The 17,191-nt window shown below is 70.5% G+C and carries 15 protein-coding genes, 2 tRNA genes and 1 pseudogene; 12 read left to right on the top strand and 6 right to left on the bottom strand.

From position 1 onward, the window contains the following. The first annotated feature begins 139 nt into the window (after nt 1-139). The 6 genes and pseudogenes from gyrB (at nt 140) to ABD223_RS03910 (ending at nt 5,923) form a co-directional block, all read left to right on the top strand. Nucleotides 140-2,107, top strand: coding sequence for a DNA topoisomerase (ATP-hydrolyzing) subunit B (gyrB, locus tag ABD223_RS03935; protein WP_344034434.1), 1,968 nt, complete (start codon nt 140-142; stop codon nt 2,105-2,107). Nucleotides 2,108-2,142: 35 nt separating this feature from the next. After that, the gene (gene gyrA / locus ABD223_RS03930; protein ID WP_344034433.1) at nt 2,143-4,662 is read left to right on the top strand and encodes a DNA gyrase subunit A; all 2,520 of its coding nucleotides are present in this window, start codon (nt 2,143-2,145) and stop codon (nt 4,660-4,662) included. 28 nt (nt 4,663-4,690) lie between these two features. Next, nucleotides 4,691-5,530, top strand: coding sequence for a DUF3566 domain-containing protein (locus ABD223_RS03925; protein ID WP_344034432.1), 840 nt, complete (start codon nt 4,691-4,693; stop codon nt 5,528-5,530). 56 nt (nt 5,531-5,586) lie between these two features. Then, nucleotides 5,587-5,660: transfer RNA gene (locus ABD223_RS03920), tRNA-Ile, on the top strand. Nucleotides 5,661-5,695: 35 nt separating this feature from the next. Further along, nucleotides 5,696-5,809: pseudogene (locus tag ABD223_RS03915) on the top strand (DLW-39 family protein); the annotation flags it as partial. 41 nt (nt 5,810-5,850) lie between these two features. Next, nucleotides 5,851-5,923: transfer RNA gene (locus ABD223_RS03910), tRNA-Ala, on the top strand. 365 nt (nt 5,924-6,288) lie between these two features. Here ABD223_RS03910 and ABD223_RS03905 read toward each other — a convergent pair. Next, the gene (locus tag ABD223_RS03905) at nt 6,289-6,717 is read right to left on the bottom strand and encodes a DoxX family protein (RefSeq protein WP_344034431.1); all 429 of its coding nucleotides are present in this window, start codon (nt 6,715-6,717) and stop codon (nt 6,289-6,291) included. 126 nt (nt 6,718-6,843) lie between these two features. Between ABD223_RS03905 and ABD223_RS03900 the strand changes: the two genes are divergently transcribed. Further along, the gene (locus tag ABD223_RS03900) at nt 6,844-7,386 is read left to right on the top strand and encodes a DUF2020 domain-containing protein (protein WP_344034430.1); all 543 of its coding nucleotides are present in this window, start codon (nt 6,844-6,846) and stop codon (nt 7,384-7,386) included. Nucleotides 7,387-7,437: 51 nt separating this feature from the next. On the opposite strand, the gene ABD223_RS03895 is transcribed toward ABD223_RS03900, so the two are convergent. After that, nucleotides 7,438-8,034, bottom strand: a complete 597-nt coding sequence (locus tag ABD223_RS03895; protein ID WP_344034429.1) for a hypothetical protein — start codon at nt 8,032-8,034, stop codon at nt 7,438-7,440. Nucleotides 8,035-8,147: 113 nt separating this feature from the next. Between ABD223_RS03895 and ABD223_RS03890 the strand changes: the two genes are divergently transcribed. Both ABD223_RS03890 and ABD223_RS03885 read left to right on the top strand, forming a co-directional pair. Further along, nucleotides 8,148-8,696 (top strand): peptidylprolyl isomerase, encoded by a 549-nt coding sequence (locus tag ABD223_RS03890; RefSeq protein ID WP_344034428.1) that lies wholly within the window; start codon nt 8,148-8,150, stop codon nt 8,694-8,696. Further along, nucleotides 8,697-9,584 carry a rhomboid family intramembrane serine protease gene (locus ABD223_RS03885; RefSeq protein WP_380647329.1) on the top strand — a complete coding sequence of 296 codons (888 nt, stop codon included), beginning with the start codon at nt 8,697-8,699 and terminating at the stop codon, nt 9,582-9,584. Nucleotides 9,585-9,631: 47 nt separating this feature from the next. Here ABD223_RS03885 and ABD223_RS03880 read toward each other — a convergent pair whose 3' ends face one another. Together ABD223_RS03880 and crgA are read right to left on the bottom strand one after the other, a co-directional pair. Further along, nucleotides 9,632-10,045: a PH domain-containing protein gene (locus ABD223_RS03880; protein WP_344034427.1), complete on the bottom strand. Its 414-nt coding sequence runs from the start codon at nt 10,043-10,045 to the stop codon at nt 9,632-9,634. A 214-nt stretch (nt 10,046-10,259) separates the two neighbouring features. Further along, nucleotides 10,260-10,526, bottom strand: a complete 267-nt coding sequence (gene crgA / locus ABD223_RS03875; RefSeq protein ID WP_344034426.1) for a cell division protein CrgA — start codon at nt 10,524-10,526, stop codon at nt 10,260-10,262. A 1,277-nt stretch (nt 10,527-11,803) separates the two neighbouring features. Here crgA and ABD223_RS03870 point away from each other — a divergent pair. Further along, nucleotides 11,804-12,748: a class E sortase gene (locus ABD223_RS03870; RefSeq protein ID WP_344034425.1), complete on the top strand. Its 945-nt coding sequence runs from the start codon at nt 11,804-11,806 to the stop codon at nt 12,746-12,748. Next, nucleotides 12,748-12,906, top strand: a complete 159-nt coding sequence (locus ABD223_RS03865; protein ID WP_344034424.1) for a hypothetical protein — start codon at nt 12,748-12,750, stop codon at nt 12,904-12,906. The genes ABD223_RS03870 and ABD223_RS03865 overlap by 1 nt, the downstream gene beginning before the upstream one ends. Nucleotides 12,907-13,027: 121 nt before the next feature. Here the strand turns inward: ABD223_RS03865 and ABD223_RS03860 are convergent, their stop codons facing one another. Continuing rightward, complete coding sequence (locus ABD223_RS03860; RefSeq protein WP_344034423.1) at nt 13,028-14,374, bottom strand: FAD-dependent oxidoreductase; 1,347 nt, start codon at nt 14,372-14,374, stop codon at nt 13,028-13,030. Nucleotides 14,375-14,440: 66 nt separating this feature from the next. Here ABD223_RS03860 and ABD223_RS03855 point away from each other — a divergent pair, with 66 nt between their 5' ends. Then, nucleotides 14,441-15,085 (top strand): aminodeoxychorismate/anthranilate synthase component II, encoded by a 645-nt coding sequence (locus ABD223_RS03855; protein ID WP_344034422.1) that lies wholly within the window; start codon nt 14,441-14,443, stop codon nt 15,083-15,085. A 95-nt stretch (nt 15,086-15,180) separates the two neighbouring features. Here the strand turns inward: ABD223_RS03855 and pknB are convergent, their stop codons facing one another. Then, a complete protein-coding gene (gene pknB / locus ABD223_RS03850; RefSeq protein ID WP_344034421.1) occupies nt 15,181-17,190 on the bottom strand; it encodes a Stk1 family PASTA domain-containing Ser/Thr kinase in 2,010 nt (669 codons plus the stop codon). Between the last annotated feature and the right edge of the window lies 1 nt (nt 17,191).

The raw sequence follows: 17,191 nt of genomic DNA, 5'->3' as shown, positions 1-17,191 counted from the left end.
CCGTCTGTGAGGAAGCCAGGGGTGTCCTCGATGCGTTTTTGTCGGTCCGCCCCGGTAGAATCAAGGGGTAGCGCAAGCACTGCGTTCGCCCCGGCGACGGTCTTAAGTCGCTTTGAAGTCTTGAGGAGACACCAGGCCCGTGGCAGCCAAGAATGAGTACAGCGCGTCCTCGATCACCGTCCTGGAGGGCTTGGAGGCAGTCCGCAAGCGGCCGGGCATGTACATCGGCTCGACCGGCGAGCGCGGTCTGCACCACCTGATCCAGGAAGTCGTGGACAACTCCGTCGACGAGGCGATGGCCGGTCACGCCACCGTGGTCGACGTGACCCTGTTGGCCGACGGCGGCGTCCGGGTCATCGACGACGGCCGCGGCATCCCGATCGACATGCACCCGGTCGAGAAGCGGCCCACGCTGGAGGTCGTGCTGACCAAGCTGCACGCCGGCGGCAAGTTCGACAGCGACTCCTACGCGGTGTCCGGCGGTCTGCACGGCGTCGGCATCTCGGTGGTGAACGCGCTGTCCACGGCGGTGGACGTCGAGGTCAAGCGCCAAGGTTTCACGTGGAACCAGCGCTTCGAGCGGAGCAAGCCGGCGCACGAGTTGAGCAAGGGCGAGCCGACCTCCGACACCGGCACCGCGATCACGTTCTGGGCCGACCCGGAGATCTTCGAGACCACCGAGTACAACATCGAGACGATCTCCCGGCGCCTCCAGGAGATGGCCTTCCTCAACAAGGGCCTCACGATCATCCTGCGCGACGAGCGGGTGCAGGAGGCCGACGAGGAGGCCGACGCCGAGGGCCACGTGGCCGCCGTGCGCGAGCGCACCTTCCACTACCCGGGCGGCCTGGAGGACTTCGTCCGCCACCTCAACCACACGCGCGAGGCCGTCCACCAGAAGGTCGTCTCGTTCGAGGTCAGGGGCGACGACCTGGAGGTCGAGGTCGCGATGCAGTGGAACACCGGCTACACGCCGTCGGTCTACACCTTCGCCAACACGATCAACACCCACGAGGGCGGCACCCACGAGGAGGGCTTCCGCGCCGCGCTGACCCGGGTGGTCAACGAGTACGCGCGCGACAAGAAGCTGCTCAAGGAGAAGGACTCCAACCTCACCGGCGACGACATCCGCGAGGGCCTGGCCGCGATCATCTCGGTCAAGCTCAAGGAGCCCCAGTTCGAGGGCCAGACCAAGACCAAGCTGGGCAACAGCGAGGCCAAGTCGTTCGTGCAGAAGTCGACCAACGAGCACCTGGCCGACTGGTTCGAGCGCCACCCCAACGAGGCCAGGACGATCGTCACCAAGGCCGTGTCCTCCGCCCAGGCGCGCATCGCCGCCCGCAAGGCCCGCGAGCTGGTCCGCCGCAAGGGCGCCCTCGACATCGGCGGCCTGCCCGGCAAGCTCAAGGACTGCCGCTCCACCAACCCGGAGGAGTGCGAGCTCTACATCGTGGAGGGCGACTCCGCGGGCGGCTCGGCGAAGGAGGGCCGGGACTCCATGTTCCAGGCGATCCTGCCGATCCGCGGCAAGATCATCAACGTGGAGAAGGCGCGCATCGACCGCGTGCTGAAGAACAACGAGGTCCAGTCGCTGATCACCGCGATGGGCACCGGCATCCACGAGGACTTCGACCTGTCGAAGCTGCGCTACCACAAGATCGTGCTGATGGCCGACGCCGACGTCGACGGCCAGCACATCCGCACCCTGCTGCTCACCCTGCTGTTCCGCTTCATGCGCCCGCTGATCGAGCACGGCCACGTCTACCTGGCCCAGCCGCCCCTCTACAAGATCAAGTGGCAGCGCGTCGAACCGGAGTACGCCTACTCCGACCGCGAGCGCGACGGCCTGATGCAGCAGGGCCTCGCCGCGGGCAAGAAGATCGGCAAGGAAGACAACATCCAGCGCTACAAGGGCCTCGGCGAGATGAACGCCGAAGAGCTGTGGGAGACGACCATGGACCCCGCCAACCGGGTCCTGCTCCAGGTGACGATGGACGACGCCGCCGCGGCCGATGAGCTGTTCAGCGTGCTGATGGGCGAGGACGTCGAAGCCCGCCGGTCGTTCATCACCCGCAACGCCAAGGGCGTGCGGTTCCTCGACGTCTGACCCACCTCCCCGGCCCTGTTGAAGGAAGTGCGATTGTGAGCGAGACGACGCTGCCCCCTGCCGGCGAGGACCGGACCGAGCCGCGCGACATCCAGCAGGAGATGCAGAACTCGTACATCGATTACGCGATGAGCGTGATCGTCGGCCGAGCCCTGCCCGACGTGCGCGACGGCCTCAAGCCCGTCCACGTGCGCGTGCTGTACTCGATGTTCGACTCCGGCTTCCGCCCGGACCGCAGCTACAACAAGTGCGCCCGCGTCGTCGGCGACGTGATGGGCAACTACCACCCGCACGGCGACTCGGCGATCTACGACGCGCTGGTCCGCCTCGCCCAGCCGTGGTCCATGCGGTACCCGCTGATCGACGGCCAGGGCAACTTCGGCTCCCAGGGCAACGACCCGGCAGCCGCCATGCGATATACCGAGTGCCGCCTCACCCCGTTGGCCATGCAGATGCTGGCCGACATCGAGGAAGACACCGTCGACTTCCGCGACAACTACGACGGTCGCATCCAGGAGCCGACGGTCCTGCCGTCGCGCGTGCCGAACCTGCTGATCAACGGCAGCTCCGGCATCGCGGTCGGCATGGCGACCAACATCCCGCCGCACAACCTGCGCGAGGTGGCGGCCGGCGTGGTGTGGGCGCTGGACAACCCCGAGGCCTCCGACGAGGAGACGCTGGAGGCCATGATCCAGCGGGTCAAGGGGCCCGACTTCCCGACCTACGGCCAGATCCTGGGCAACGCGGGCATCGAGGACGTCTACCGCACCGGCCGCGGCTCGGTGAAGATGCGCGCGGTCGTCGAGATCGACGAGGACGCCAAGGGGCGGACCATCCTGGTCGTCTCCGAGCTGCCCTACCAGGTCAACCCGGACAACCTGGTGGAGAACATCGCCACCCTCGTCCGGGACGGCAAGCTGACCGGCATCGCCAACATCGCCGACGAGTCGAACCGCCGCGCCGGAATGCGCATCGTGGTCACGCTCAAGCGGGACGCGGTGGCCAAGGTGGTGCTGAACAACCTCTACAAGCACACCCAGCTCCAGTACTCGTTCGGCGTGAACATGCTGTCCCTGGTCGACGGCGTGCCGCGCACGCTGCGGCTGGACCAGATGATCCGCCACTACGTGAAGCACCAGATCGAGGTCATCGTCCGGCGCACGCGGTACCGGCTGCGCAAGGCCGAGGAGCGGGCCCACGTCCTGCGCGGCCTGGTCAAGGCGCTCGACCACCTCGACGAGGTGATCGCGCTGATCCGCCGGTCGCCCACGCCGGAGTCGGCGCGGACCGGCCTGATGGAGCTGCTGGACGTCGACGAGATCCAGGCCAACGCGATCCTGGAGATGCAGCTGCGGCGCCTGGCGGCCCTGGAGCGGCAGAAGATCGTCGACCAGCTGGCCGAGATCGAGGTCGAGATCGCGGACCTGAAGGACATCCTCGACAAGCCGGAGCGGCAGCGCGCGATCGTGCGCGAGGAGCTGACGGCGATCGTGGAGAAGCACGGTGACGACCGGCGCACCAAGATCGTGCCGTTCGACGGCGACGTGTCGCTGGAGGACCTGATCGCGGTCGAGGACGTCGTCGTGACGATCACTCGCACGGGTTACGCGAAGCGCACGAAGACCGACCTGTACCGCTCGCAGAAGCGCGGCGGCAAGGGCGTGCAGGGCGCGCAGCTCAAGCAGGACGACATCGTGCAGCACTTCTTCGTGTGCTCGACGCACGACTGGATCCTGTTCTTCACGAACAAGGGTCGGGTGTACCGGGCGAAGGCGTACGAGCTGCCCGAGGCCAACCGCAACGCGCGCGGTCAGCACGTGGCCAACCTCCTGGCGTTCCAGCCGGAGGAGGAGATCGCCCAGGTCATCCAGATCAAGAACTACCAGGTGGCGCCCTACCTGGTGCTGGCGACGAAGAAGGGCCTGGTCAAGAAGTCGAAGCTGTCGGACTTCGACTCGAACCGGTCCGGTGGCCTGATCGGCATCAACCTGCGCGACGACGACGAGCTGGTCGGCGCGGTGCTGTGCTCGGCCGACGACGACCTCCAGCTGATCTCGGCGGACGGCCAGTCGATCCGGTTCCACGCGAGCGACGAGGCGCTGCGGCCGATGGGCCGGGCCACCTCGGGCGTGCTGGGCATGCGCTTCAACAGCGGTGACGAGCTGCTGTCGGTGGGTGTCGTCCAAGAGGGGCTGTTTGTTTTGGTGGCCACCGACGGTGGGTACGCCAAGCGCACGCCGATCGAGGACTACCCCGTTCAAGGTCGTGGTGGCAAGGGTGTGCTCACCATCCAGCACGACCGCAGGCGTGGGAGGCTTGTCGGCGCGCTCATCGTCGACGTCGACGACGAGCTGTACGCGATCACCTCTTCGGGTGGGGTCATCAGGACCAGCGCGAAGGAGGTGCGCAAGGCGGGTCGGCAGACGAAGGGTGTGCGGTTGATGAACCTCGGCGAAGGGACCACCCTGATCGCGGTGGCGCGCAACGCCGATGAGCCCACCGACGTCACCAGTGGTGACGATGGTCAGGTTGACCAGGCCGACCCCGTCAACTAGCGCGCGAACGAGAGGTTGAGGACTGCTCGTGACTCCACCCGAGAAGCAAGAGGACAAGACAGCGGTGATCACCCGTCCAGATGACGGGGTGACACCGGCGAACGTCGCCGAGCAACCGGTGGCCGACGCCTCGGGGACGTCCGAGCAGTCCTCCCCGGCCGGGGACACCAAGGACGGGGCCGGGGAGAAAGCGGGGGAGAAGGACGACCACCACACCTCCGCGCCGCCGCCGTGGCAGCGGGTGACCAGCGAGAACCAGTACGGCGAGGCCCAGCAGGTCGGTCCCGCCGACCTGGTGGCCGGTGCGGACGACCAGCCGACGGTGTCGGTGCGGTTGCCGGAGAACCCGGGCGCCCAGCCCGGCTACCCGTCGACGGACCCGGACACGGTGTCCGTGGCGCGGCCGGTGGCGCCGGGCGCGTCGACGTCGCGCACCCAGGTGAACCTGGGTGGCGCCGCCGGCAGGCCGCAGGCCCCGGCGTCGTCGGCGCGCCGCCCCGGTCGCGGTCCGCGGCGGGCGAGCCTCCAGGTGAAGCGGGTCGACCCCTGGTCGGTGCTGAAGCTGGCGCTGGTGCTGAGCGTGGCGCTGTTCTTCGTGTGGCTGGTGGCGGTCGGCGTGCTGTACGGCGTGCTGAACGGCATGGGCGTGTGGGACAAGATCAACAACACCGCCAACGACCTGCTCCAGGGCAACGAGCCCAGCGGCGACCCGTTGATCAGCGCCGGTCGCGTGTTCGGCGTGGCGGCGATCGTGGGCGCGGTGAACATCGTGCTGCTCACGGCCCTGGCGACGGTCGGCTCGTTCGTCTACAACGTGTCCGCCGACCTGGCCGGCGGGCTGGAGGTCACGCTGTCCGAACGCGAGTGACCACCCGTTTTGGAGCCGCGATGGGGAGTGCGGTAAAGTTCTCGTCGTTGCTCCAAGGGCCTATAGCTCAGACGGTTAGAGCGCTTCGCTGATAACGAAGAGGTCGGAGGTTCGAGTCCTCCTAGGCCCACCGGAAGTGTCACAGGCATGCAGAGGGGAATCGCCGTGAAGAAGATCATCGCGCTCGTTGCGGTTGCCGGTGCGGTCTTGTTCTTCGTCAACCGGTCCCGCTCGGCCAAGGCTGACGCGGACCTGTGGCGCGAGGCCACCGCTCCCACCAGCTGACCCGCGAGGGCGGTTGATCTGCCGCCCCTCGTGAGGGGGACGTAGCTCAATTGGCAGAGCACCGCCTTTGCAAGGCGGGGGTTAGGGGTTCGATTCCCCTCGTCTCCACTCGACGATAGGCGAGGCGGTTCGCGGAAAGCGCGAGCCGCCTCGCCTCTTCGTGTTGTGCGGGGTGCGACCCCCGCGCCCCGCCTGGAAGGGCTTCGCCCCCCGACCCCCCGATGTCGTGCGCGTGTGAGTGGTCTCGGTGGCTGGGGCTTTCGTGTCGTGCGTTGGTGCCGGGTCGTGGCGCCTTGGTGGGGCGCTTTGGCGACTTCGGCGGGGGTGATGGGGATCACGGGGGTTTGTCGTGTTTTACTGGATGTGACCCCGTCATCCGTCCCACGTCTTGGACGCTCGGGAAGTGGGCGGTGAAGGGGTGAGGGCCCGCACCCAATGCCGCTGGGTGCGGGCCCTCGTCCTGTGCCTCTGCCCTAGGCGTTCGCGCCCACGAGCGGTGCCCGTTCCTGCTTGCGGGCGGCGATCACGTTGTCGACGGCCCAGGAGCCGGGACCGGTGAACGCCAGCAGCAGGAACACCCACGAGTACACCGCGGCCAGCTCGCCCTTGTTCTGGATGGGCAGGAGCCCGGCGGGCTGGTGAACCACGAAGTACGCGTAGGCCATCGCGCCTGAAGAGATCAGCGCTGCGACCCGGGTGCCGAGACCGATGACGATCATCGCGCCACCGACGAACTCGATCAGACCGGCCGGGCCGGACGGCCAGTCGGTGATCGACACGGCACCCTTGGACCCCAGCACGCCGAACAGCTTCTGCGCTCCGTGGCACATGAACAACACGCCGACGACGATCCGGAAGACGGCGATGGCGTGGTCGCGACCGCGGTCAAGAAGAACGTTCATGCGAACTCAGTCCTTCACAGCAGGGGCGGCCGGCAGGGTATTAACACGCTAACCAACCTGACGTTGCGTGCCTAGGTGGTCACCCTGTCGATTCCATGAGGGCCCATCTGGTTGACTGGCGGCCCTATGAACCGACTGCTGCTCACCGCACTGCCGTCCCTGCTGTTCGTCGGCGCGGTCACCGCCTGCGGCGCGGACGAGCCCGTGGCTGCTCCGACGCCCACGAGCACCACGACCACCACCTCGAACGCGCCCGCCGGGCCCCCGCCCGCGCCGGAGCCCGCCGTCGACGGCCAGTGCCCGTACCTGGGCACCCCGTTCGTGCAGGAGGCGAACGGGCAGCTGGTGCGGAAGGTTCGGTTGTCCGCCGACCAGCCCAACCCGGCTTGCTTCTTCTACGCGAACGCGACCGAGGTGCAGCTGTCCGTCTGGGTGTTCGAGGGCGGCCCGGAGGCGGCGGAGGCCGTGGTCGACCGGGCCGCGCCGGTCGCCGACTCCAACCCGGCGACGGAACCCGCCGGCTGGGAGGGCGGGTCGCTCACGTCCGACGAGGGCGCGGTCTACGCGGTGTCCAAGGGCGGCAGCGCCGTGGTGGTGACCAGCAACCAGAAGCAGACGATCAAGGCGCGCAAGGTCGTCAAGCAGGTCGTGGCCAACCTCGGTCTCTAGGCACGGCTTCGCGCCCGCCTGTCGACAGGCGGGCGCGATGAAACCGGTCGGTCAGCTGCGGCTGCGGTCGGAGACCTGGCCGTTGCGGGCCGCGTGCGGCTGCACGGGCTCCGCGGGGGTGGTCCCGTTGGTCTCGGTCGTGGTCTCCACGACCTCCTCCTCCAGGTGCACCTCCTGCGGGCGCTTGGTCAGGGCGAGGTAGCCGGCCACCGCGGCGGCGGCGAACGCGCCCAGCACCCACGGCCAGCGACGACGCCGGGGCGCCTTGGCCGCGGCCAGCTCCTTGCGCGCCTGCTCGGCGGCCTTGCGCACGTCCTTCGCGCGCACCTTGGCCTCCTTGCGGGCCCGCTCGGTCGCCTTGGCGAGGTCCTTGCGGACGACCTTGGCGCGCTTGGCGAGCTGCTTGCGGCTCCGGCGGGTCGACTTCTCGACCTCCTCGGCCTTCTCCACCAGCACACCGGCCTTGTCGGCGACGACACCGCGGACGTAGTCCCTGGTCACACCGCGCTCGGCGAGTGCGCCCTCGGCTCGTTCCGCGAGCTGGACGGCGGCACCCGCACCGGCGTGACCTGCGCGGACCGCACCGAGGCGAACCGCGCGCACCGCTTTGCCGACCGACTCCCCGGCTCGCTCCCCTGCCCGGGTCATGGCGTCCACCTCATCCATATCGCGCTCCAGAAGCTGTCGGTCAGTTCCCGTCGAGGCAATACCCATCCTGCCCCTTCCCCAACCACCTCGCCCGGTGATGGCACGATGGGTGAGTGGCTGACAGCAACGAATCGTTCGTCGGGACCAAGGTGACGGCGACCCTGCACACCTCGCAGGGAGACATCCGCATCACGATGTTCCCCGACCACGCCCCCAAGACGGTGGCCAACTTCGTCGGTCTGGCGGAGGGCACCAAGGACTACACCGAGTCGAACGCCAAGGGCGAGTCGTCGGGCCCGTTCTACGACGGCGCGATCTTCCACCGGGTGATCTCGGGCTTCATGCTCCAGGGCGGCGACCCGACCGGCACCGGCCGCGGCGGCCCCGGTTACAAGTTCGCCGACGAGTTCCACCCGGAGCTCCAGTTCAACAAGCCGTACCTGTTGGCCATGGCCAACGCCGGCCCCAACTCCAACGGCTCCCAGTTCTTCATCACGGTCGCGCCGACCACGTGGCTGAACTTCAAGCACACGATCTTCGGCGAGGTCGCCGACCAGGAGTCCCGCAACGTCGTGGACGCGATCGGCCGCACCCCGACCGGCTCCGGCGACCGCCCGGTGACCGACGTGGTGATCCAGAAGGTCTCGATCGAGCGAGCCTGAGTGGCCGACTCGCCGATCACCCCGCCGCCCGGTGACCCGATCGGGACGCCGCCCGGACCCCAGGTCTGCGCGCGCCACCCCGACCGGGCCACCGGCCTGCGGTGCACCCGCTGCGAACGGCCGGCGTGCCCGGAGTGCCTGCGCGAGGCGTCCGTCGGCTACCAGTGCGTCGACTGCGTGAACGAGGGCAGTCGCACCGTGCGCAGGCCGCGCACGTTCGCCGGCGCCGAGTTCGCGGGCCGCAAGCTCGTCGTCACCCCGGTGCTGATCGCGGTCAACGTGCTGATGTACCTGGTCACGGCGTTGCAGGCGGGCAGCCTGGCGGCCAACAGCGGCGCGCGGCTGTTCGGCGACCTGGTGATGTGGACACCGGCCGTCGCGGTGTACGACGAGTGGTGGCGGCTGGTGACGTCCGGGTTCCTGCACTACGGGCCCGCGCACCTCGGCCTGAACATGATCGCGCTGTACGTGCTCGGCCGTGACCTGGAACCCGCGTTCGGCAGGGTGCGGTACACCGCCGTGTACCTGGTGTCCCTGCTCGGCGGCGGCGTCGCGGTCTACCTGTTCGGCGCGATCAACACGCTCGTGGCGGGCGCCTCGGGCGCGGTGTACGGCCTGATGGGCGCGATGCTGGTGGCCGTCCTGCGGCACCGGCTCAACGCCGGACCGGCCCTCGGCGTGATCGGCCTGAACATCGTCCTCAGCTTCACCCTGCCGGGCATCTCGCTGCTGGGCCACCTCGGCGGCCTGGTCGTGGGCGCGGCGGTGGCGGCGGGCCTGGTCTACGCGCCCCGGCAGAACCGGAACACCTACCAGGTCGCCGCGGTGGCCGCCGCGGTCCTGCTGCTGGTCGTCCTCACCGTCGTGCGGACCGGTCAGCTCCTCTGACCGCCCCGATCGGCAGGGAGCGCCCACCAGCCGGGCCCGGCGCCCCGCTAGGGCCGCAGGGCGTGCAGGACGTCCGCCACGTCACGCGGATCGGTCCCCAGGTCCATTTGGGTGAGCACGAACAGCTGCTCGTCCTCACCGCGCTTCCAGTCCAGCTCCAGCGCCACGGTCTCCCGCCCCAACCGGCGGGTGCGGGCCAGTCGCACCTTCACCTCGTGCCACGGCAGCGCCCGGGTCCCGGTGAGCGTGCGCACCGCCAGCCCGGCGTCGTCCGCGGTCAGCCTGGGCCGCACGAAAGTGCCGTGCGCACCCAGTCCCACCAGCAACAACGTGGCCAGGCCCAGCAGCAGCCGACTGGTCGCCTCCGAGCTCAGGACCGTGACCAGCAGAGACACCGCGGCCAGGCCCCACGCGAGGCCGACCATGCCGGGTCGCGGCGACCAGGAACGGGGTTGGTTCACGCCGTCGAGCCTTCCGTGCTTGTGGACAACTGGAGCCCCGGACCGGCGCTTGTGCATTTTGTCGCAAAGTTGTCCACAGGAGTTGTCCCCATTGGGGATGACTTACAACGCTGTGCTTCGGTGACCGGGAGGTGAACGCGGTGAACGACCGGGTAACGCGGAACGGCCCGGACGTGGTGAACGTCCGGGCCGTCGGCCACGTGGCGTAGCGCGGTCAGCGCCACTTCATGGTCATCAGCAGGCCCACGATCATCAGGGCGAAGCCGATGGCGAAGTTCCAGGGCCCGAGGTCCATCATGACGGGGATCTGCTCGCCCGCGATGTAGTTGACCACCAGCCAGGCCAGCCCCAACAGCATCATGCCGAGCATGACGGCTACGTAGACGGGGTGCGACGGCCCCGCGGCCTTGACCTTCACCGGGGTGCGGCGATCGGCAGGCGCCGTGTAGGCGGCCTTCTTGCGGACCTTGGACTTGGGCATGACGTCCTCGCCTGACGGGTGGGTAGGTCTTCAGCGGCGTGAGTTCACGCCCACTGCTGGATGAACACGTTAACGTAACCAAGCAGGCTGCTAAAGCACTGTGTAGTCCTGGAACGTTCGGCTTGGGAGGTCACCCGGTGAGCTACGACCCGCCTCCGCCGCAAGGCGGCCCGTCGGGCCGGCCGCCACGACCCGGACCGCAGCCACCGCAGGCCCCGGGCGAACAGGTCCCGCCGGGCTCCCGGCCGCCCGTCCCGCCGAGCGCCCCCGACCGACCGCGACCCGCGCCCCGCCCCGTCGACCGACCGCCGACACCACCGGGCGGCGTGCCCCGCGCAGCCACCCCACCAGGGGGTTTCTTCTCTCCCGGCGGTGTCGAGCGCCCCGGCGGCTTCCCCCGCCCGGCCGGCGGCCCCCCCTTCCACGGCGAGGCCGTCGACCGCTTCGGCGAGCCCGCGGGAGGCGGCGCGCGCCCGGCCACCCCGCCCGGCGGCTCCGACCGGCCCGCTCCGGCGGGAGGTGTTCCGGCGGGAGGTGTTCCGGCGCGCCCGGCGACCCCGCCCCGCGGATTCGGCCGACCGGGTGATCTTGTCCCGGGTGAGCCGGGATTCGGCGCGGGAAGGCCCCTCGACGCGGACCAGCCGTCCGGCCGACGCGCGCTCCGGGAGGACGCCGACCCCGCCAACCGGCGCGCGGTGGACGACCAGCCCGGCCGGCGCTTGATCGAGGACCACCCTTCCGGTCGACGCGCGGTCGAGGACCAGCCCGGTCGGCGCATGGCCGAGGACCAGCCCGGCGGGCGCCCGTTCGAGGACGTCGAACCCGGCGGCAGGCGTCGCGCCCCGGAGGCGCCGGAGCCCGGTGGCCGCCGTCGCGCGCCCGAAGCCCCCCACATCCCCCTGAGCGCCCCTCACGCCCCTGTGAGCGCCCCTCAGGTCCCCGCGAGCGCGCAGGCCGACCACAACCCCCGGGCCGACCTCGCCGCCCGCCTGGGCGGCTCACCGCCCGACGGCAGGCGTCCCCGCCCCGCGCCGGACCCCGACGCCACCCGCTACACCGCCCCGGTCCAGCCGAACGCGGACACCACCTACACCAACGCCTTCTCGGGCAGCCTCCCACCGGCCCCCGCCGGCCGCCCCCGGGCGCCGCACCCCCAGCCGCCCGTGCCCCCGGGAGCCCACCCACAGGCGCCTCACCTCGGGGCGCCTCACCCCGGGGCGCCTCACCAGGGCGCGCCCCGCCCCGGCGCGCCCCGCCCGCCGCACCGCCCTCGCCCCGTGGACCCGCCCACGGAGGTCATCCCGACCGTCGAGGACGACCACTACGAGGACGACGAGTACTACGACGAGGACGACGCCTACGCGCACGAGGGCCCGGACCGGGGCGACGGGGACGAGGACGAGGACCGGGACGACCGCCCCGCCCTCCTCCCGGACACCCCCGGCCGCAAGGCCGTCCGCGCCTTCGGCGAGGCCCTGATCACCATGGGCCTGGTCATCCTGCTGTTCGTCGTCTACGAGGTCTACGTCACCGACCTCATCTCGGCGGGCAAGCAGGACGACGCCACCCAGGCCCTCGACGACCAGTGGAACGCCAACACCGTCGAGGCGCCCGAGCAGCAGCGCGAGGCCAAGTACGACCTGCTCGACGGGCAGGCGTTCGCCAAGCTCTACATCCCGGCCTTCGGCCCGGACTACAAGTTCTCCGTGGTCGAGGGCACCACGGACAAGGACCTGGAGATCGGTCCCGGCCACTACAAGAACACCGCCCTGCCGGGTGAGCCGGGCAACTTCTCCGTCGCGGGCCACCGCGTCGGCAAGGGCGCGCCGTTCAACGACCTCGACCTGCTCAGCTCGTGCGACGCCATCGTGGTCGAGACGCAGACCCAGTGGTTCGTCTACCGGGTGATGCCGATGTCCGACGAGCTGGGCGGCTGGGCGGAGAAGCAGGCCAACCCGAAGTGCCAGAAGGTCTCGCCGCTGGGCGCGCCCTACGACAAGACCTTCGGCCAGGAGATCGTGCTGCCCACCCAGGGCGAGGTCATCGCGCCGGTGCCCTACTTCGAGGGCGAGATCCCCGCGGCGCAGCAGGCGTCGCTGATGACGCTGACGACCTGCCACCCGCGCTTCTCGGACGCGCAGCGGCTGATCGTGCACGCGGTGCTCGCCGACAGCTACCCCAAGGCGCCCGACTTCGTGCCCGACGCGATGAAGGAGAGCTGATGTACGGCTGGATCTGGCGCCACCTGCCCGGCCCCCTGCCGGTGCGGGTCCTGGAGGCGCTGGTGCTCGTGTCCGGGGTGGTGGCGCTGCTGATGTTCGTCGTGTTCCCGTGGGCCGAGCCGAAGCTGCCGTTCAACAACGTCACGACGCCCCAATGAGGGGACGGGCCCCGGTGGGTCGGCGGAGACCGACCACCGGGGCCCGCCCGGCGCGCTCTCAGCCCCGGCAGAGGTCGGGGCCGCGCTTGTCAGCCCGGATGGAGGCCCGGGGCCGCGCTTGTCAGCCCCGGCAGAGGCCGGTCATCTCGTCGCGCCCCACGACCTTGACCCGCTCCCGCCCCCGCTCCGCGCCGAGCGCCACCTCGTGCGCGTCGAGCCGCAGCCAGCCCTCGTTCGTGGTGAACGGCACGGCCCGCTGCTCCAGGAACCGCACCACGGCCTCGCGCGCGGGCGCGGGGGCGGGCGGCAGCAGCGGCGCGTCGGCGAGCAGGCTGGTCACCGTCTCCAGCGCGTCGCCCTTGGTGTGCCCGATCAGCCCGACCGGACCGCGCTTGACCCACCCGGTGACGTAGACGCCGGTCATCGGCTGCTCGTCCAGGTCGAGCACCCGGCCCGCCTGGTGCGGCACGGTGCCGGACGAGTGGTCGAACGGCAGGTCGGCCAGGTGCGCGGACAGGTACCCCACCGCCCGGTACACGGCCTGCACGGGCCAGTCGGTGTGCTCGCCGGTGCCGCGCACCCCGCCGGAGCCGTCCAGCTCCATGCGCTCGGTGCGCAGCCCGCTCACCGAGCCGTCGACGCCGAGCACCTCGACCGGCGACTGGAGGAAGTGCAGGTGCAGCCGCCGCGGCCGGGAGCCGACGTCCCGGATCGCCCACTCCTGGAGCGTCCTGACCACCATCTCGACCTGCTTGTTGGACCGGATCAGCTCCACGCTCGCGGCGTCGAAGTCGATGCCCTCCGGGTGCACGACCACCTCGACGTTGGGCGAGTGGTCGAGTTCGCGCAGCTCCAGCGGGGTGAACTTGGCCTGCGCCGGGCCGCGCCTGCCGAACACGTGCACGTCGGTGACCGGGCTCGCCGCCAGGCCCCGGTGCACGTTGTCCGGGATCTCGGTGGTCAGCAGCTCGTCGGCGGTCTTGGCCAGCACGCGGGCCACGTCGAGCGCGACGTTGCCGACCCCGAGCACCGCCACCTCGCGGGCCCGCAGCGGCCAGGTGCGCGGCACGTCGGGGTGCCCGTCGTACCAGGAGACGAAGTCGGCCGCGCCGTACGAGCCGTCCAGGTCGATGCCGGGCACGTCCAGCGGTCGGTCCCGGTCGGCGCCGGTGGCGAAGACCACCGCGTCGTAGAACTGCCGCAGCTCGTCCAGCTTCACGTCGACGCCGTGGTCGACGTTGCCGAAGAACCGCACCTCGGGCCGGTCGAGGACGCGCTGGAGCGCGGTGACGATGCCCTTGATGCGCGGGTGGTCCGGCGCGACGCCGTACCTGATCAGGCCGTACGGCGCGGGCAGCCGGTCGAACAGGTCGACGCTGACCTCGACGTCGGACTTGAGCAGGGTGTCGGCGGCGTAGATGCCGGCGGGGCCGGCGCCGACGACGGCGACGCGCAGGGAACGACTCATGAGTTCCAGATTAGGTTAGGCTAATCTCACTTCGTCCGAGAGGTTCGTCACGGCTACGCTGGCGGCATGCGCGTGCTCGTGGTCGACAACTACGACAGCTTCGTCTACAACCTCGTCCAGTACCTGGCCCAGCTCGGCGTCGAGTGCGTGGTCCGGCGCAACGACGTGGTCGAGCTGGACGAGGTCGGCGACGTCGGCGGCGTCCTCGTCAGCCCGGGTCCCAGCACGCCCGAGAAGGCGGGCCGGAGCATGGACGTCATCCGCCACTGCGCGGACCGCGGCGTCCCGGTGCTCGGCGTGTGCCTCGGCCACCAGGCCATCGGCGCGGTGTGGGGCGGCACCGTCGACCTCGCCCCCGAGCTGCTGCACGGCAAGACCAGCGTCGTGCACCACCAGGGCGCGGGCGTGCTCAAGGGCTTGCCCAGCCCGTTCACCGCCACCCGCTACCACTCGCTGACCGTGCTGCCGGACACCGTCCCGGCCGAGTTCGAGGTCACCGGCCTCACCGAGACCGGCGTGGTGATGGCCATGCGCCACCGCGAGCTGCCGGTGGAGGGCGTCCAGTTCCACCCCGAGTCCGTGCTCACCGAGGGCGGCCACCGGATGCTCGCCAACTGGCTCAAGACCTGCGGCCACGAGGTGCCCGAGGCGACCGTCGGCCAGCTGGAGAACGGGATGCGGCAGCTCGCCGCGGCCGCCGGCCGGTCCTGAGGGCCGCCCCGGCCGGGCGAACCCCGGGACCGATCACGTGAAGAGGCCCTCCCGGAACCGGTCCGGGAGGGCCTCTTCACGTGCCGGGGACCGCGCTACCTCGTCGTCGTGGGTCCGCCGCCGACGCTGAACTCCGCCTTGGTGACGTTGATCCGCGTGCTCTTGTTCGTCGGCGTGTTCGGCTGGATCTCCTGCTCGATGATCTTGTCCCGCTGCGTGATGTCCGTGGTCGGCTCCTCGGAGACCACCAGCTCGCCGCCGGTCCACCCGGCCTGGTTGAGCTTGCTGCGGGCCTGGTTCTCGGACAGCCCGCGCAGGTCCGGCATGAGGAACTGGTTGTTCTTCGACACGCTCAGCGTGACCAGCGTGCCCTTCTCCGCCCGGCCCGGGTCGGGGTTCTGGGCGATGACCCGACCCTGGTCCTCGGCGCTGTCGACGTCCTTGGTCTGGACCTTGAAGCCGTTGCCCTGCAACGTCTCGATGGCGTTCTGCACGGTCTGCCCGGTCACGTCCGGCAGCTGCACCGTGTCCGGCGCCCGGCCGATCTTCACCGTGATGGTGCTGCCCTTGGCCGCCCTGGTGCCCGCGTCGGGCGCCTGCTCGACCACCCTGCCGACCTGGGAGGCGTCCTCGACCTCGACGGTCTCGGTCCCCTGCTCGAAGCCCCACTTGTCGGCTTCCAGCTTCTTCTGGGCCTCCAGCGGGGTCAGGCCCTTGACGCTCGGCACCTCGATCTGCTCGGCGCTCTTGCCCACCAAGATCTTGATCTTGGCGCCCTTCTCCACCGGGCTGCCCACGGCCGGGTCGGTCGCCACGACCTTGCCGATGTCGGCCTCGGTGCACGCGGGTTCGGTGCCCGGCTGGCACGGCGTCTGCTCGACCGCGGAGTCCAGCCCCACTTCCTGGAGCGCGCTGTGCGCCGCCGACTGCGTCATGCCCAGCACGGCCGGCACGTCGATCCGCTGCGGCCCCGTGCCGCCCGGGTCCTCGTCGTCGTTGCCGAGCAGGACCGTGGTGATCCAGACGGCGAGCCCGAGCACGGCGACGCACAGCACGACCACCAGGGCGATCATGAGCGTCTTCTTGCGCCGGGCGCGCCGCTCCTCTTCCTCGTCGCTGAGCGGGTCGTACTCGTCGGGCTCCTGGCGCGACGGCTGCGACCGGTGCCGACCGCCGCCCGACGACGCGACCTCGGTGCGCGGCGACTGGTTCAGCACCGCGGTGCGGTGGTCCTCGGGCGTCATCACGGCGGGCGCGGACGGGCGCTGCCCGGACAGCACGCGCACCAGGTCCGCGCGCAGCTCGGCGGCCGACTGGTACCGGTTGGCCGGGCCCTTGGCCATCGCCTTGAGCACGATCGCGTCGAGCTGCGGCGTCACCTTCGGGTTCAGCGACGACGGCGACTTCGGGTCCTCGCGCACGTGCTGGTACGCCACGGCCACGGGCGAGTCGCCGGTGAACGGCGGCTCACCGGTCAGCAGCTCGAACAGCACGCACCCGGACGCGTACACGTCGGAGCGGCCGTCGACGGCCTCGCCGCGGGCCTGCTCCGGCGACAGGTACTGCGCCGTGCCGATCACCGCGGCGGTCTGGGTCACGGCGGCCTGGCCGTCGTGCACCGCGCGCGCGATGCCGAAGTCCATCACCTTCACCGCGCCCGAGCGGGTGATCATCACGTTCGCGGGCTTGACGTCCCGGTGCACGATGCCGTGCCGGTGGCTGAAGTCCAGCGCCGCCGAGACGTCGGCCATGACCTCCATGGCCCGCTTGCCGGTCAGCGGCCCCTGCGTCTTGACGATGTCGCGCAGCGTGCGGCCGTCGACGAACTCCATGACGATGTAGGGCAGCGGACCGTACTCGGTCTGGGTCTCGCCGGTGTCGTAGACGGCCACGATGGCGGGGTGGTTCAGCGCCGCCGAGTTCTGGGCCTCCCGCCGGAAGCGCTCCTGGAACTGGGCGTCGCGGGCGAGGTCGGCGCGCAGCACCTTGATGGCCACGTCGCGGCCGAGCCGGACGTCCCGGCCCTTGTGCACCTCCGACATACCGCCGTAGCCGAGCGTCTCACCCAGTTCGTAGCGGTTGGAGAGCAGTCGCGGAGTGCTCATC

It is taken from the genome of Saccharothrix xinjiangensis (assembly GCF_039527585.1).
Lineage (GTDB): Bacteria > Actinomycetota > Actinomycetes > Mycobacteriales > Pseudonocardiaceae > Actinosynnema > Actinosynnema xinjiangensis.
Note: the sequence above shows the minus strand (reverse complement) of the source record. Positions and strands in the feature narration are given on the sequence as shown.